This is a genomic window from Streptomyces sp. JNUCC 63 (assembly GCF_054366325.1).
This window is the reverse complement of record NZ_CM135963.1, coordinates 6,237,381-6,251,181: the sequence shown is the minus strand read 5'-3', so window position 1 is coordinate 6,251,181 and position 13,801 is coordinate 6,237,381. Positions and strand designations below refer to the sequence as shown.

Sequence of the window (13,801 nt, the reverse complement as noted above, 5' to 3'; positions counted from 1 at the left end):
TACAAAGTTACACAACGGAAAAACCAATAAAAACGTGAGGCTTGATTTCAGGTCTTGCCATACTGGTTCAATCGTCAATACCGTCGTACATCTCACCCGCATCGGTCCGTCAGCAAGCGGCTCCAGGGGAGGGCTCAGGGCCAGGGCGTTCCGGCGCGGGGCGCGGTAGGGGGGTGCCGTGCTCGGTGACCGCAGGTGTGACCGGGCCGTGCCGCGCGACCGGCTGCCGTCGACCCGGCACGCCGGCAGCTTTGCCAGCTCACCCGGCGTGCACGAAAGAGCCGTTCCGGCGCGCCCCGGGTGACAAACCCCCCTTTCGAACCGGACAGACAGCCGGACCGCCCGAGGGGCGGGCGGTCCGCCGGACGAGAGGGACACGACTCATGAGCTCCGTTCTGCGCCCGCCTTCTTCGGCACAGGAACCGACGACGGCCGCCGAATTCCGGCCGATCTCCTCCCACTTGGCGATCACACCGCCGGTGAGCGTGGTGATCCCCGCCATGAACGAGGCGGAGAATCTGCCCTACGTCTTCAAGACACTTCCCGAGTGGATACACGAAGTGGTTCTCGTGGACGGCAATTCCACCGACGACACCGTCGAAGTAGCCCGCGAGCTGTGGCCCAAGGTGAAGGTCGTCGAACAGCGCGGCAGGGGCAAGGGAGATGCCCTGATCACCGGCTTCGAGGCGTGCACCGGCGACATCATCGTGATGGTCGACGCGGACGGCTCGGCCGACGGCGGCGAGATCGTCTCCTACGTCTCCGCGCTGGTCTCGGGCGCGGACTTCGCCAAGGGTTCCCGGTTCGCCAACGGCGGCGGCACCGACGACATGACCTTCATCCGCAAGCTCGGCAACCGGGCCCTGTGCGCCGTGGTCAACCGCAAGTTCGGCGCCCGCTACACCGACCTGTGCTATGGCTACAACGCCTTCTGGCGGCACTGCCTGGACAAGATCGAGCTGGACTGCACCGGCTTCGAGGTCGAGACACTGATGAACATCAGAGTGGTCAAGGCCGGGCTGAAGGTGCAGGAGATCCCCAGCCACGAGTACCTGCGCATCCACGGCGCCAGCAACCTGCGCGCCGTGCGGGACGGGCTGCGGGTGCTGAAGGTGATCCTCGAGGAGCGCTCCAACCGGCGTGAGCTGCGCCGCCAGGAGCGCCACTCCCCCGTGCTCGGCTCCGTGCGGGGAGAGGCGTCTTGAGCGGTCCCGGCATCTCCGTCGTGATCTGCGTCTACACCGAGGACCGCTGGGAGGACATCCTCGCGGCGGTCTCCTCGGTGCGGGCGCAGTCCCGGCCGGCCCTGGAGACGCTCCTGGTCGTGGACCACAACCAGGAGCTCCTGGACCGGCTGGCTCAGGAGTACAAGGAGGCCGGGGACGTGCGGGTGCTCGCCAACGCGGGCCCCCGCGGCCTGTCCGCCGGCCGCAACACGGGCATCGCCGCCTCCCGCGGCGAGGTCATCGCCTTCCTCGACGACGACGCGGTGGCCGAGCGGGACTGGCTGCGGCACTTCGCCGAGGGGTACGCCGACCCGAGGGTGATGGCGGTGGGCGGCCGTACGGTGCCCGTCTGGGCGTCGGGCCGCCGGCCGGCCTGGTTCCCGGAGGAGTTCGACTGGGTGGTGGGCTGCACGTACAAGGGACTGCCGCCGGGCCGGGTCCGGGTGCGCAACGTGCTCGGCGGCAACGCCTCCTTCCGGCGCGGCGCGTTCGACGCGGCGGGCGGCTTCGCCACCGGCATCGGACGCGACGGCGACAAGCGCCCGCTGGGCTGCGAGGAGACGGAGCTGTGCATCCGCCTCAGCCGGGCCAGACCCGACGCGATCCTGCTGATCGACGACCGCGCGGTCATCCACCACCGGGTGCCCGAGCCGCGCGAGCACTTCGCGTACTTCCGCACCCGCACCTACGCCGAAGGCCTGTCCAAGGCACTGGTGGCACGCAGCGTCGGCGCCGACAAGGGCCTCGAGTCCGAGCGCCGTTACACCACCCGGGTGCTGCCCGCCGGGGTGGCCCGCGGACTGCGCGACGCCCTGCTGGCCCGCCCCGGCGGCGCGGGCCGGGCCGGCGCGATCGTCGCCGGGGTGCTCGCGGCCGCGGGCGGCTACGCCGTCGGCAGCGTCCGGGCGCGCCGGGGCGGCGCCCGCTTCCGGGTCGTGGAGATCGAGGACGGCGAGGGGGGAAGAGCCGTATGAACGCACCCGTGCCGGTGCTCATGTACCACGCGGTCGCAACGGAGCCCAACGAGGCCACGCGCGGCCTGTCCGTGGCGCCGGAGGCGTTCGCGGAGCAGATGGACGTGGTCGAGGGCCTGGGCCTGCACCCGGTGACCACCGCCCAACTGGCCGCCCACTGGCGCTCGGAGGGCTTCGCGCCGCTGCCCCCGGACCCCGTGCTGATCACCTTCGACGACGGCTACGAGGGCGTCCACCGGCACGCCCTGCCCGTGCTCGCGGGGTACGGCTTCCCGGCCACGCTGTTCGTCTCCACCGGCTGGATCAGGGGGGCGTACGACACCGGGGGCGGCCTGGACACCATGCTCGACTGGGACCAGGTGCGCGAACTCGCCGCCGGCGGGGTCGAGATCGGCGGGCACAGCCACACCCACCCGCAGCTGGACCAGATCGACGACGACACGCTGTGGTCGGAGCTGATCCGCTGCAAGGAGATCGTCGCCGGTGAACTGGGCACCGTGCCGGCCTCCTTCGCCTACCCCTACGGCTACTCCGGCCGCCGGGTGCGGGCGCGGGTGCGGGCGGCGGGCTTCAGGCAGGCCCTCGCCGTCGGCAACGGCCTGGCGCGCCGCCGGCAGGGCCCGTACGCCCTGCACCGGCTCACCGTGCGCCGCAGCACCACCACCGAGGAGTTCGAGCGGCTCGTCCAGGGCCGCGCGATCGCCCGGAACTTCGCCAGGGACCGCGCCCTGTCCAAGGGGTACGCCATGGTCCGCAGAGCACGACAGGTCCGCCGGAAGGCCATCCGTACCCGTGTCTGACACGACCACCACCACCGAGGCATCGGCCCCCGAACCTCACGCGCCCGAACAGCCGGGGCGCCGGCTGCGGCTGCCCGGACGGGGCCGGTCAGGCGGTGGTGACCAGCTGTTCCGCAACGCCTACGCGCTGATGCTCAACACCGGGATCTCCGCGGTGCTGGGCCTGGGCTACTGGCTGGTCGCCGCCCGCTACTACTCCGACGACGCGGTCGGCCAGGGCTCGGCCGCCATCGCCGCCATGAAGCTCCTCGCCGGGCTGACCGCGGTGACGCTCACCGGCGCCCTGGCCCGCTTCATCCCGGTCTCCGGACGTACCACCGGGCGCCTGATCGCCCGTACATACGTGGGCAGTTCGCTGATCGTGGCGTGCGCGGCCGGCGTCTTCCTGCTCACGCTGGACCTGTGGGGACCGTCGTACCGCTTCCTGCACGGGCTCCTGCACGGCCTGGGCTTCATCGTGATCGTGATGGCCTGGAACCTGCTCACCCTGCAGGACGGGGTGCTGACCGGGCTGCGCAGCGCGCCCTGGGTGCCGGTCGGCAACACCGTGTTCTCGGCGGTGAAGCTGGCCCTGCTGGTCGCTCTGGCCGCCGCGATCCCGACGACGGGCGTCTTCGCCTCCTGGGGACTGGCGATCGCCTTCTCCATCGTGCCGCTGGGCTGGCTGGTCTTCCGGCGCCTGGTGCCCCGGCATGTGAAGGCGACCGAGGACCACGCCGGACCGCCGACGGCGAGGGAACTCGGGCGGTTCCTGGCCGGCGACTACACCGGCTCGCTGTTCTCGCTCGCGGTCGTCTACCTGGTGCCGGTGATCATCGCCTCGCAGGTCAGCTCCGCGGACAACGCGTACTTCTACGTCACGACGACGATAGGCGGCACGGTCAACCTGCTCGCCATCAACATGGGCGCCTCGCTGACCGTGGAGGGCTCGCACGACCCGGCGCGGCTGGCCGCCAACACCCGGGCGGCGCTGAAGCGGATGGCCCGGATCATGGTGCCGATCTGCGGGCTGATGTTCCTGCTGGCGCCGCAGATCCTGCACGTCTTCGGCGAGGGCTACGCGCACGCGGCGACCCCGCTGCTGCGCTGGTTCGCCGTCGGCGCGCTGCTGCGGGTCGTGATGGAGACGTACTTCGCGGTGCTGCGCGCGCAGAGCCGCACCGCCGGACTGGCCTGGCTGCAGGGCCTGCTGTGCGCGCTGGTGCTCGGGCTGACGCTGCTGCTGCTCCCCCGGATGGGGCTGACCGGCGCGGGCGTCGCGGAGATCTCCAGCCTCGCCGTGATCGTCGCGATCGCCGCGCCCAGGCTGTACCGGACCGTCAAGGGCGCACCGGCCGCCGGCGTCCCCGAGGACGCGGCACCCGACGGGGACCTCGCCGACCTGGGGGCGGGCGAGGTCCCCACCAAGGCCGCACCGTACCGGCGGCCCGCCTGGGCACTGGACTCCGACACTCTCGCACTCGGCGTCCACGTCGACTTCGACCACGTGGAACGCCGGCCGGACGTACGGCCCGGACCGGGCACTCCGCCCACCGGCACCGACCCGGGGCCCTCCGGCTCGCCCACATGGCCGCCGGAGCGGGTGGGGCTGCCCGTGGAGGAGCGGGAGCCGGGTTCGGAGGCGTCGCTGGGGCCGGCCGAGCGGGAGGTGGACGCGCCGTTCGCGGAAGAGGAGCGGGCCGTCGTGCCGAAGGCGGCGGCACCAGCGCCTGTTCCCGAACCCGAGTCGGAGCCCGAGCCAGGGGCGGAGGAGGAACACCGCCCCGACGAACCCCCGCGGTCCTGGCGGCAGCGTCCGGTGCCCACCCGGGCCGGGGTCCTCCTCGGCTGCCTGCTGACCGCCGCCCTGCTGCTGTACTGGGTGCCCGCGCTGCGCCTCGACGACGCCGGCCTGGACCGGATGGGCGGGCTCGGCCTGATCTCCGTACTGCCGCTGCCGACGCTGGTCGGGGCGGCGCTGCTGATCGGGGTGTTCGCCGCGCTGCTGTGGCTGCGCCGCGAACACCGGGCGCTGCTGCTGGTCACCCTGGTCGCGACCGTCGTCTCCCTGCACGCGCTGCCCGCCGTGATCGAGAGCGAGCCGCGGTTCGCGACGGCCTGGCAGCACCTGGGGTTCATCGACTACATCGACCGCACCGGGTCGGCCGTACCGGACCTGGACGCGCGCTGGAGCTGGCCCGGGTTCTTCGCGGTGGCCGCGTTCGTCGCCCGCGCCTGCGGGCTGAGCGACTTCACCGAGGTCATCCGCTGGTGGCCGCTGACCATCCAACTGCTGTACCTGGCACCGATGTTCTTGCTGACCCGCTCGCTGCGGGCGAGCTGGCGGGCCAGGTGGACCGGCGTGTGGGTCTTCGTGCTCAGCGGCTGGGTGGGCCAGGACTACTTCTCCCCGCAGGGCTTCACCTACCTGCTCTACCTGGCCTTCGTGGCGATCCTGCTGGTCTGGTTCCGGGCCCCGCGCATGCTGTGGACCAAGGCGCGGCCCGGCGAGGCGGAGGTCGAACCGGCGAACCGGCGGCAGCGGGCCGTGCTGCTGATGGTGGTGATCGGCCTGTTCGCCGCCAGTGTCCCGGCCCACCAGCTCACGCCGTTCGTGATGCTGGGCGTACTGGCCGTGCTGGTCCTGGCCGGACGGTCCGAACTGCGCGGCCTGCCCGTGCTGTTCACGGTGCTGGTGGCGTTCTGGCTGGGCTTCATGGCCGAGCCCTACTGGTCCGGGCACTTCGACGAGCTGTTCGGCGGGGTCGGCGGGGTCGGCAGCAATGTGTCGACGTCCGTCTCGGGCCGTATCCAGGGCGGCGACTCCACGCACCAACTGGTGCTGTACGCGCGCGTGCTGCTGGCCGGCGCCGTGATGGCCTTCGCCTGCTGGGGCTGGCTGCGGCGGCGCGAGCACAAGTACCGCGAGCGGTCGCTGCTGGTGCTCACCTTCGTGCCGTTCCTGGGCTTCGGCATGCAGTCCTACGGCGGCGAAATGGCCCTGCGGGTGTTCATGTTCGCACTGCCCGGTGCCGCCCTGCTGGCGGCGCTCGCCCTCTTCCCGCGGGCCGGCGCGACCGCCGAGGAACGCGAGAAGGACCGGGTGAGCCTGGCACCGCTCGCCGCGCTGATGGCGGGCCTGCTGCTCATGGGCGGCTTCCTGGTCGCCCGCTGGGGCAACGAGCCCTTCGAGCGGATCCGGCCCGGCGAGGTCGCCGCCATGGACTACGTCTACGCCCACGACAGGCCGACCGTACGGCTGCTGTGGCTGAGCAACGACCCGGCCACCAACGTCACTCCGGCCATGCCCTGGGGCGCCAGGGACATGGAGCGCGTCAACTACGTGCCGACCCTGGCACCGACCGACCCGGTGCTGGTCTCCGGCCTGGTGAAGTCGCTCGAGGAAGCGGGCCCGAACTCGTACCTGATGATCAACAGGAGTCAGGTGACGTATCTGCAGATGGACGTGGGCTACTCGGGCACCTGGCCGTCGCGGCTCGTGGAGAACCTGGACAACCGCCAGGAGTTGAGGAAGGTCCTCGCCAACGACGACGTCACCCTGTACGCGCTGCGCGAGCAGCCCGCGGGTGCCGTGCCGCAGCCGCAGCCGGGGCCGATCGGGCCGAAGGTGACCTGGACGCCGTGGTCGGTGGTCGGCGGCCTCGCGGCGCTGGCGCTGGTCGTGATGCTCACCGCCCGGGAGTTCGTCCGGGTCGCGATGCGGCCGAGTGTGCGCCGGCTCCGGTGGCTGCAGAGCAGCTTCTGGTTCTCACTGCCGCTGCTGGCGGTGCTGTTCGCCTCGCTGGTGCAGCGGTTCCTGACGATGGGGCGGGGCTGACGGGACGGCGGGTGGGGCGGCTCGGACGGCCTACCGCTCGAGCCATTTCACCTCGTACGCCTTCATGTCGAACCGCTTGCCGTCGATCTTCGCGTTGATCGTCCGGTTCAGGGTGTTGACCACCAGGACGGTCCTGTCGCTCGCCAGGACGCGTACGTTGGGCACGTCGTCCGGGGCGACGGACACCGTCTCGTACGTGGTGCCGGGCGGGAACGCCCGGCCGAAGCGGGAGACCAGGCCGTACAGGGGCAGCGCCTGTCCGCCGCCGGAGGAGTCGGTCGGCGTCCACAGGCAGCCGGGGCAGTCGCCGCCCTTCTCCTTCTGGGGGTTCCAGTAGAAACCTGAGGTGGCGCCGCCCTTGGCCATGGCGATCAGACCGGCGGCCTGGACGGCGACGCGGTGCGGCTCGGACCAGCCCTTGCGGTCGTCGTTGCGGTCGGCGGGCTCGACGTAGTACTCGGCCCACCACAGCGGCAGTCCGCGCGTCTGCTGCCGCACCCACTGGCCGACGGCCGTGAGCTTGTCGGTGGCGGCGAACTCGTCGGGCAGCAGGTCGTCGTCCTTGGTGTAGCTGGAGCCGTCGACGACGACGAAGTCGGCGCCCGCCTTGTGCTGGTTCCAGTAGGTGAAGGCGTCCAGGACCCGCTGGTCCATGGCGCCCCAGGGGCCGCGCAGGGTGGTGGAGGCGTCCTCCTTCTGCCGCGGGTCGACGCTGTCCATGACGAGGTAGGGGCCGCCGACCATGATCTTGGGGTCGACCTGCTTGAGCGCTGTGTGGACCAGGTTGTAGAGCTCGGTGTAGCCCTCGTAGTCCCAGCGGCCCTCGGCGTTGTGCCAGAAGCCCTTGAACTCGTTCCAGACGATGAAGTGGCGTACGTCCGGATAGCGCTTGGCGACGGTCGCGGCGAGCGCGGCGTAGTCCTTGTAGTGGTCGGGGGTCGGGGCGGTCTCCAGGGCGGCCTGGCTCCAGTCGGTGTTGTCGACACCGGCCCGGCCGCCCTTCATCCAGTCCGGGGCGCAGCACAGGGTGATCACCGGGGTGCCGCCGGAGGCACGGACGAAGTCGATCCGGCGGTCCAGTGCCTCGAAGTCGTAACGCCCCTTGACCGGCTCGGGGTTGTCGGCACCCCAGCCCATGATCGCCTGGTTCTGCGGCAGGCCGCCGCCCTTCGACAGCAGTTGCTCGACCCGGTCGGTCGCCGTGGCACTGCCCTCGTCGGCGCTGAACTGGGTGTGTGTGAAGCCCCAGCCGACGTACGGCTTGTCCGCGTCCCGCGGGGTCGCGGGCGTGCCGTGCACCCTGTCGCCGTCGCGTGTGGTGCCCGCGGTGCTCGCGCCGCCGGGCAGCGTGCTGATCAGGGCCACGAGCAGGGCCACTGCCGCCGCACCCACCCCGAGCAGCGCGGTGAGCCGCCACCGCCCTACCCCCGAATTCCACCCATGACGTCCCATCAAGGACAACAGTAAGGGCGGAAAACGTCCCTGGGACAGGGTTTGGTCATGCTCGGCTCATACCCGGGCCGTGCCCGGGCCCGTAGGAGCGCGGACACGGCCACGCGCGCGGGAAACCGGGTGCGCACCACGCGCGTGTGCCGGATCATGGCGGCATGTCCGCGAACCCACACGACGCCCTGCCGATCCGGCTCACCGTCGACGACTCCGACTCGCCGTCCGACGTCGTCGACGCGCTGTTCCTCGGCCGCTTCGCGACGGGTGAGCAGCCGTACTCGCACGCGGCGAACATCGACCGCGTACGCTCCGGCGCCACCCTGCTGCCCAAGGACGCCCGGGTGCTGCGCGTGGCCCGCGACGACGACCGCAGCGCCACCCTCGCCGAGGGCGAGGGCTGGACCCTGCTGATCTCCCGCTGGAACCGGGGCGCCGACGTCACGGTCACCGCGACCAGCGCGGAGCTGGCCTCGAAGATGCTGAACGAGGCGACGGACGGCGCCGCGGACGAACCGGAGCCGCAGCCGGAGAACGTGACCATGGGCTTCTGGTACGTCTCGCCCCGGCGCGGCCCGCACCGCACCACCCGGCAGATCGCGGCGGGCGCCTGGGACGAGGTCCGGGCGAACTACACGGCCCCGGTCGCGGACGCCATGGACCGCCTGATGAAGACGACCCCCGAGGACATCGCGGGCCGCCTCCTGCTGCTGCACGGCCCCCCGGGCACCGGCAAGACCTCGGCGCTGCGGACGCTGGCTCGCTCCTGGCGGGACTGGTGCCAGGTGGACTGCGTCCTGGACCCGGAACGCCTGTTCAGCGACGTCGGCTACCTCATGGACATCGCCATCGGCGAGGAGGACACGGCGGGCAGGGGCCGCTGGCGACTGCTGCTGCTGGAGGACTGCGACGAACTGATCCGCGGCGAGGCCAAGCACACGGCCGGCCAGGCGCTGTCCCGCCTGCTCAACCTGACGGACGGCCTGCTCGGCCAGGGCCGCAACGTCCTGGTGGGCGTGACGACCAACGAGGACCTGGAGCGGCTGCACCCGGCCGTGGTCCGCCCGGGCCGGTGTCTGGCCCGTATCGAGGTGGGGAAGCTGACCCGGCGGGAGGCGGTGAACTGGCTGGGCGCCGAGGAGGGCGTGGGCCGCGAGGGCGCCACCCTGGCCGAGCTGTACGCACTGCGCCGGGGCACCTCCCCCACGGCGCTGCCGGAGCCGCGCGAGGGGGCGGACGCGGGGCTGTACCTGTGACGGGTCGCGCGTGCGCGCCGATGCTTTGATGGGGGTATGACCCTGTTCGTCGGGACGTCGGGCTGGCAGTACAAGGACTGGCGGGGCGTGCTCTACCCGGAGGGGTGTCCTACGCGGCTGTGGCTGGAGAAGTACGCGGCCGCCTTCGCCACGGTGGAGATCAACAACGCCTTCTACCGGCTGCCGGCGCGGGAGACCTTCGAGGCCTGGCGGGAGCGGGTCCCTCCGGACTTCGTGGTCGCGGTCAAGGCGAGCCGGTACCTCACCCACATCAAGCGGCTGAAGGACCCCGAGGAACCGGTGCACCGTCTGATGACCCACGCGGCGGGCCTCGGCGACCGGCTCGGCCCGGTGCTGCTCCAGCTGCCGCCGACCCTGCGCGCCGATCCGGGGCTGCTGGACGCCTGCCTGGCGTGCTTCCCCTCCGGCACGCGGGTGGCGGTCGAGCCGCGCCACGAGTCGTGGTGGACGCCGGAGGTCCGGGAGGTCCTCGAGTCCCGGGGCGCCGCCCTGTGCTGGGCGGACGCGTACGCCCGCCCGGTCACCCCACTGTGGCGGACCGCCGACTGGGGCTACGTCCGCTTCCACGTGGGCCGCGCCCTGGCCTGGCCGCGCTACGGCCGGCGGTCCCTGGAGACCTGGGTGGACCGTGTCGCGACCACCTGGCCGGACGAACGGGACGTGTACGCCTACTTCAACAACGACCCGGCGGCGGCGGCGGTGAAGGACGCGGTGGTGTTCTCGCGGGCGGCGACGAGAGCGGGCCTGACGGTGACGCGGACTCCGGCGGTCCTGTGTGGTCGGCAGGAGGTCCGGCCGTGATCCTTTTCCGCCACGACAACGCCCGGCCACGGCGACGCGGCCTGTCGGTACCCGGCACGGCCCGGCCCGGCGGTACCCGGCACGGCCCGCGGCACCCGAGTGCCCGGCAGTGCCGAACCGGCCTCGGCCCGCCGGCGATCCCGACCCCGGTCCTCTACTCCCCGTAAGCCGCCCGCAGGGCCTCCCGCACGGCGTCCAGCGCCTCGTCCTCACCGAGCCCGAGCCGCCGTACCCGCTCCGCGTAGGCCCGGGCGGCGGCCGCGGCTTCGCGCACCGCCGCCGAGCCCGCGGCGGCGACGAACGTGCCGTTGCGCCCCCGCGTCTCGATCACGCCGTCCGCCTCCAGCGCCCGGTACGCCTTGGCGACCGTGTTCGCCGCGAGCCCGAGCGACTCGGCCAGTCCGCGCACCGTGGGCAACCGGTACCCCACCGGCAGCGCCCCCGACCGGGCCTGCTCGGAGATCTGCGCCCGCACCTGCTCGTAGGGGGGTGCGCCGTCGTCGATGTGGATCTTCAAGGTCACAGGGTGATTGTCCCGCACGCGCGCACGTGCGACCCAGTGGACGGCAGGGGCGGAAAATGGGAGGCGCCCGGTCGGGTCTCCTCGTAGTGTGCGCCTCCATGACTGTGATCGTCCGCGACCTCCGCCCCGACGCGCGGGCCGACCTCGAGGGCTTCGCCCGCGTCCGGCACCGCGCGCTCCCGTACATACTGGTCACCCCTGAATCGCTCGCCCACGACATCGCCCACCTGCACCCCGACACCCACTACCGGCCCCTCGTCGCCGTGGCGGACGGCGAGGTGATCGGCACGGCACAGGTTCATCTGTCCCACGAGAGCTCCGAGCCCGGCCAGGGCAACATCAACGTGTACGTGGATCCCGAGCACACGCGCCGCGGCGCCGGCAGCCTCCTCGTACGGGCCGCCGAGGAGCACCTGGCCGCCCACGGCGCGGTCAGGCTGTACTCCTGCGTCCTGGACGAGCCGGGCAACCTGGCCTTCGCCGAGCTGCACGGCTACCGGGCCAGCCGCTCTGCGCATTTCCTGCGCCTGGACCTGGCGAACGGCACCCTCCCCCCGCGGCAGGACCTGCCCCCGGGCGTGGAGCTGCGCCGGGGCTCGGACTACGCCGACGACCCGCGCCCGCTGTTCGAGCTGGACGCGGAGACGACGGCGGACGAGCCGAGCGACGTGGACTTCGAGTTCACCGACTACGAGGCCTGGCTCGAGGAGAACTGGCGGCACCCGCAGCTCAGCCTGGAGCTGACCTCGGTGGCGGTGGTCGACGGCCGCCCGGCCGCCTTCACCGCGGCCCGCACGGACGGCGGCACCCGTTACTCCACCGCCATGACGGGCACCGCCCGGGCCTTCCGCGGCCGGGGCCTGGCCAAGCTCGCCAAGAACGACTCGCTGCACCGCGCGCGGGCCGCCGGGTACACGGAGGCGTTCACGGGGAACGACACCGGCAACGGGCCGATGATCGCGATCAACAAGTGGTTCGGGTACGAGGTGTGCGCGACGGAGGTGCGCCATGTCCGCGATCTGGGCTGAGTCCGGAAGCCGTCTGGACGTGGTCCTCGTCAAGGCCGGCCGCACCAAGATCCGCTACCCGGCGGAGCTGCTGGCGGACGACGGCACGCGCGTCACCGTGCGCGCACCGTGGGCGGGCGGGGCGGTACGCGACTTCGGCTTCGTACGCTTCGAGCCGGGCGACGTCTTCACCGAGCACTACTGGCGCGACCGCTGGTACTCGGTGAAGGAGGTCCACGACGCCCGGGGCACGCTGAAGGGCTGGTACTGCGACGTGACCCGCCCCGCGACCCGCCTGGGCACGGAACTCGTCGTCGAGGACCTCGACCTGGACCTGTGGCGCTCGGCCGACGGCACGGACGTACGGCGCCTCGACGAGGACGAGTTCGCGGCGAGCGGCCTGGCGCGTACGGACCCCGAGGCCGCGACCGCCGCCATGGCCGCGCTCGACGAGCTGGAGGGGCTGGCCCGCGAGGGCGGCTTCGAGACGCTGCTGACCTGAGCCACGCGCCGGCCCTCGTGACCGGGCCGGAACTCAGATCGAGGCCACCACCGCATACCGTTCGTCGTCCACCTCCCCGCCCCACAGCCTGGCGTCGCCCGACAGGTGCTCCAGATGAAGGTGGGAGGCGAGTGGCCGCAGAAGCATGGTCAGCCGCTCCGGGGGTATGCCGATCGGGGTGACCGTCCCCCAGACGCCCTCGACCAGGACCAGCCGGCCCTCCGGCCGCAGCAGCCCCTGCCAGCGCCGCAGCGCACGGGCGGGGTCGGGCAGCGCCCACAGGACGTGGCGGACCAGGACGGCGTCGAAGCGCCGCTCGCCCACCGGCGGGTCCGCCGCGTCACCGGCCAGGAACACCGCGGCCCGGCCGGCGAGCTTGGCGCGGGCCCGCTCCACCATGGCCGGGGACAGGTCGACGCCCGTCACCCGGTGCCCCTGCTCGGCCGCGAGGAGCGACAGGCTGCCGGTGCCGCAGCCGAGGTCGAGGATGTCGGAGGGACGCCGGGGCAGCCACTCGCGCAGCCGCTCGGCCCAGGCGGCCCGCACGTGCGGATCGCGCAGCCCGTGATCCGGCTCGTCGTCGAAGACGGCGGCCTGCGCTTCCCAGTCCACGTGGGCCCGGGCCACCCCGTCACCGCCGGTCGTCGTGGATTCACTCATGCGCCAAGAGTGACACCCGCCACTGACAACCGGATCGTGACAGCCACCACAGACAGACCCGCACCGATGAGGAACTCTCGCCCGAAAGGTCTACCTCCGTCAGAAGACGGACCCGGTAGGCGTCGAAGGAGGCAGCCATGCGCCGTGTGACAGTGCGGAAGCCCCTGAGGAAGACGGACACCCGCCGGGTCCGTGAGGAAATCGACGAGCGTCCCGCCGGGCGGCCCGAGGTCCGCAGGGACATCGCGCGCACGTGGTGGCCGGACGCATGACCGGCGGTCGACTCATGAGACGCGTCGGCGAAGCCGCTTGCGGTAGTGGATCCGGTCGTAGGGTCCGTCCACACGGCGCTCCACGACCTCGTAGCCGAACTTCGGACAGATCCTCTGGTTCTCCCACATCATCGCGTTCGTGTAGAGCCTGACCTCGGGAAGACCGAGCGCATGCGCGCGTGCCTCCACGAACTCCAGCAGTCGCCGTCCGACCCCCTGGCCGTGCGCCTCGGGGTGGACGGCGATGCTGTCGAGGAACAGGTGGTCGGTACGCGCCTCGAGCACGACGAGTCCGATCACGCGGTCCGCCGCCGGCTCCCGCGTGACGAACACCCTCCCCGCTGCCACGTCCGCCGCGTGGTCCGCCTCCATGGGCGCCGGGACCACGCCGATGCGCTCGATGTAGTGACGGTGGGCCGCGTCGGTCACGGCCTTCACGTCCGGTACGTCGGCGGCGGACGCCGCCCGGATCTCCGCGTTCGCCATGCCGCGTTCC

13 protein-coding genes are annotated in these 13,801 nt (G+C 72.2%); 9 read left to right on the top strand and 4 right to left on the bottom strand.

All coding sequences use genetic code 11. The features are described from left to right. Positions 1-383 precede the first annotated feature (383 nt). From ACX25U_RS28755 to ACX25U_RS28740, 4 genes are read left to right on the top strand one after another with little or no spacing between them, the layout of a single operon-like run. Positions 384-1,205 carry a glycosyltransferase family 2 protein gene (locus tag ACX25U_RS28755; protein ID WP_454384212.1) on the top strand — a complete coding sequence of 274 codons (822 nt, stop codon included), beginning with the start codon at positions 384-386 and terminating at the stop codon, positions 1,203-1,205. Beyond that, complete coding sequence (locus ACX25U_RS28750; protein ID WP_454384211.1) at positions 1,202-2,200, top strand: glycosyltransferase family 2 protein; 999 nt, start codon at positions 1,202-1,204, stop codon at positions 2,198-2,200. Before ACX25U_RS28755 ends, ACX25U_RS28750 begins: the two co-directional genes overlap by 4 nt. Continuing rightward, positions 2,197-3,000 carry a polysaccharide deacetylase family protein gene (locus ACX25U_RS28745; RefSeq protein WP_454384209.1) on the top strand — a complete coding sequence of 268 codons (804 nt, stop codon included), beginning with the start codon at positions 2,197-2,199 and terminating at the stop codon, positions 2,998-3,000. Before ACX25U_RS28750 ends, ACX25U_RS28745 begins: the two co-directional genes overlap by 4 nt. After that, entirely contained in the window at positions 2,993-6,817 is a 3,825-nt protein-coding gene (locus ACX25U_RS28740) for a lipopolysaccharide biosynthesis protein (RefSeq protein ID WP_454384207.1), read from the top strand. Before ACX25U_RS28745 ends, ACX25U_RS28740 begins: the two co-directional genes overlap by 8 nt. A gap of 30 nt (positions 6,818-6,847) precedes the next feature. Here ACX25U_RS28740 and ACX25U_RS28735 read toward each other — a convergent pair whose 3' ends face one another. Then, complete coding sequence (locus tag ACX25U_RS28735) at positions 6,848-8,269, bottom strand: GH39 family glycosyl hydrolase (protein WP_454384205.1); 1,422 nt, start codon at positions 8,267-8,269, stop codon at positions 6,848-6,850. A gap of 155 nt (positions 8,270-8,424) precedes the next feature. Here ACX25U_RS28735 and ACX25U_RS28730 point away from each other — a divergent pair, with 155 nt between their 5' ends. Next, positions 8,425-9,519, top strand: coding sequence for a DUF5925 domain-containing protein (locus ACX25U_RS28730; RefSeq protein ID WP_454384203.1), 1,095 nt, complete (start codon positions 8,425-8,427; stop codon positions 9,517-9,519). A gap of 36 nt (positions 9,520-9,555) precedes the next feature. Then, positions 9,556-10,341, top strand: a complete 786-nt coding sequence (locus ACX25U_RS28725) for a DUF72 domain-containing protein (protein WP_454384201.1) — start codon at positions 9,556-9,558, stop codon at positions 10,339-10,341. 154 nt (positions 10,342-10,495) lie between these two features. On the opposite strand, the gene ACX25U_RS28720 is transcribed toward ACX25U_RS28725, so the two are convergent. Continuing rightward, positions 10,496-10,864: a GntR family transcriptional regulator gene (locus ACX25U_RS28720; protein ID WP_454384199.1), complete on the bottom strand. Its 369-nt coding sequence runs from the start codon at positions 10,862-10,864 to the stop codon at positions 10,496-10,498. Positions 10,865-10,962: 98 nt separating this feature from the next. Between ACX25U_RS28720 and ACX25U_RS28715 the strand changes: the two genes are divergently transcribed. After that, positions 10,963-11,892 (top strand): N-acetyltransferase family protein, encoded by a 930-nt coding sequence (locus tag ACX25U_RS28715; protein ID WP_454384198.1) that lies wholly within the window; start codon positions 10,963-10,965, stop codon positions 11,890-11,892. Continuing rightward, on the top strand, positions 11,873-12,373 hold the full coding sequence (locus ACX25U_RS28710) for a DUF402 domain-containing protein (protein ID WP_454384196.1): 501 nt from the start codon (positions 11,873-11,875) through the stop codon (positions 12,371-12,373). The genes ACX25U_RS28715 and ACX25U_RS28710 overlap by 20 nt, the downstream gene beginning before the upstream one ends. 33 nt (positions 12,374-12,406) lie before the next feature. Here ACX25U_RS28710 and ACX25U_RS28705 read toward each other — a convergent pair whose 3' ends face one another. Continuing rightward, positions 12,407-13,033, bottom strand: a complete 627-nt coding sequence (locus ACX25U_RS28705; protein WP_454384194.1) for a class I SAM-dependent methyltransferase — start codon at positions 13,031-13,033, stop codon at positions 12,407-12,409. Between the two features lie 137 nt (positions 13,034-13,170). On the opposite strand from ACX25U_RS28705, the gene ACX25U_RS28700 reads away from it, so the two are divergent. Continuing rightward, a complete protein-coding gene (locus tag ACX25U_RS28700) occupies positions 13,171-13,305 on the top strand; it encodes a hypothetical protein (protein WP_454384192.1) in 135 nt (44 codons plus the stop codon). 12 nt (positions 13,306-13,317) lie between these two features. On the opposite strand, the gene ACX25U_RS28695 is transcribed toward ACX25U_RS28700, so the two are convergent. Beyond that, positions 13,318-13,791, bottom strand: a complete 474-nt coding sequence (locus tag ACX25U_RS28695) for a GNAT family N-acetyltransferase (RefSeq protein ID WP_454384190.1) — start codon at positions 13,789-13,791, stop codon at positions 13,318-13,320. Positions 13,792-13,801: the final 10 nt, after the last annotated feature.

Bases quoted from the DNA above. Each gene is read 5' to 3' on its own strand.
- ACX25U_RS28755 (WP_454384212.1), top strand. From the start codon at position 384: ATGAGCTCCGTTCTGCGCCCGCCTTCTTCGGCACAGGAACCGACGACG.
- ACX25U_RS28745 (WP_454384209.1), top strand. From the start codon at position 2,197: ATGAACGCACCCGTGCCGGTGCTCATGTACCACGCGGTCGCAACGGAG.
- ACX25U_RS28735 (WP_454384205.1), bottom strand. From the start codon at position 8,269: ATGGGACGTCATGGGTGGAATTCGGGGGTAGGGCGGTGGCGGCTCACC.
- ACX25U_RS28730 (WP_454384203.1), top strand. From the start codon at position 8,425: ATGTCCGCGAACCCACACGACGCCCTGCCGATCCGGCTCACCGTCGAC.
- ACX25U_RS28725 (WP_454384201.1), top strand. From the start codon at position 9,556: ATGACCCTGTTCGTCGGGACGTCGGGCTGGCAGTACAAGGACTGGCGG.
- ACX25U_RS28715 (WP_454384198.1), top strand. From the start codon at position 10,963: ATGACTGTGATCGTCCGCGACCTCCGCCCCGACGCGCGGGCCGACCTC.
- ACX25U_RS28710 (WP_454384196.1), top strand. From the start codon at position 11,873: ATGTCCGCGATCTGGGCTGAGTCCGGAAGCCGTCTGGACGTGGTCCTC.
- ACX25U_RS28705 (WP_454384194.1), bottom strand. From the start codon at position 13,033: ATGAGTGAATCCACGACGACCGGCGGTGACGGGGTGGCCCGGGCCCAC.
- ACX25U_RS28700 (WP_454384192.1), top strand. From the start codon at position 13,171: ATGCGCCGTGTGACAGTGCGGAAGCCCCTGAGGAAGACGGACACCCGC.
- ACX25U_RS28695 (WP_454384190.1), bottom strand. From the start codon at position 13,791: ATGGCGAACGCGGAGATCCGGGCGGCGTCCGCCGCCGACGTACCGGAC.